The sequence below is a fragment of the Chromohalobacter sp. 296-RDG genome (assembly GCF_029889885.1).
GTDB lineage: Bacteria > Pseudomonadota > Gammaproteobacteria > Pseudomonadales > Halomonadaceae > Chromohalobacter.
Genome location: NZ_JARANY010000246.1, coordinates 1 through 956, shown reverse-complemented (window position 1 = coordinate 956; position 956 = coordinate 1). Strand labels below are relative to the sequence as shown.

Genomic DNA, 956 nt, shown 5'->3' with positions numbered 1-956 from the left:
GTTGTATCGGTAACTCCAAACAATACTTAACCTAGCTTAATTTAACGTCGTTCAACATAGCGCTACACGAAAGGCGTAGACACGAAACGCCCGCGCCGGTGTGAGCGGCGTAGGCGTGGGGTTCAGCCGTGCGGGTGGTTCAGGAGGGGAAGCTGAACTGGGCGGTTTCCTGATCGCTGCGCTTCGGCAAGCGTTGGGAGATGGCTTTGCGGCGGGTGTAGAAGCGCACGGCGTCGGGGCCGTAGGCGTGCAGGTCGCCGAACAGGGAGTCTTTCCAACCGCCGAGGCTGTGGCAGGCGGCTGTCGACCACCAACGCGGCGCCCTTTTCCTTTATTCCATCGCTTAGCTTCCATACCTTGACCTGTGACCAGGTAGGCATGTCGATTTGACGATTCCTGTCTTTCTGTTTACTTTGTTCAAAATGTTCAATACACACAAAATTTCTGAGCATGCCATGCAGAAAACTGACACACAGCGCCTGGAAGAAGCGCGCGATGTAATGATCAGCGCCCTCGCCCAGAGCATGGTGGCCTACGGTGTCACACCCTCAGTGGGACGGATCTACGCCGTGCTCTATTTCTCTGCATCACCGCTGACGCTGGACGACATAAAGGACGAGGTCGCCATGAGCAAGGCGAGCGTCAGTACCGGTGTCCGCGAACTGATTGATACCGGCATGGTGGTGAAGGTGTGGAAGAAAGGCGATCGCAAGGACCATTACATTGCCGAAAAGGACTTCTTCAAGAATTTCCTGAGCTTCATGGTCAAGATGCTGCGCCTGGAACGCGGAATCATTAACAAGGCGGTCGAGCAGACCGAGCCAGTAATGCGCGAGATCGCCGATCACGGGACGGACAGCGAGGCCAGAGAAGTAGCTGCAAAAGACCAGGCACTGGTAAGCGGCTCGAAAGCTTACCTGAACTGGATCACGCAACTGGCCAATGCCATGGAATCA

The 956-nt window shown here is 55.5% G+C and carries 1 protein-coding gene and 1 pseudogene; one reads left to right on the top strand and one right to left on the bottom strand.

Annotated features, from left to right (window positions below):
• Positions 1 to 139: 139 nt before the first annotated feature.
• Positions 140 to 292 (bottom strand): annotated as a pseudogene (locus OP495_RS18260) (methylmalonate-semialdehyde dehydrogenase (CoA acylating)); the annotation flags it as partial.
• Positions 293 to 386: 94 nt separating this feature from the next.
• On the opposite strand from OP495_RS18260, the gene OP495_RS18255 reads away from it, so the two are divergent.
• Positions 387 to 956, top strand: a 570-nt coding sequence (locus tag OP495_RS18255) for a hypothetical protein (RefSeq protein WP_280571192.1), incomplete at its 3' end; no start/stop codon positions are given.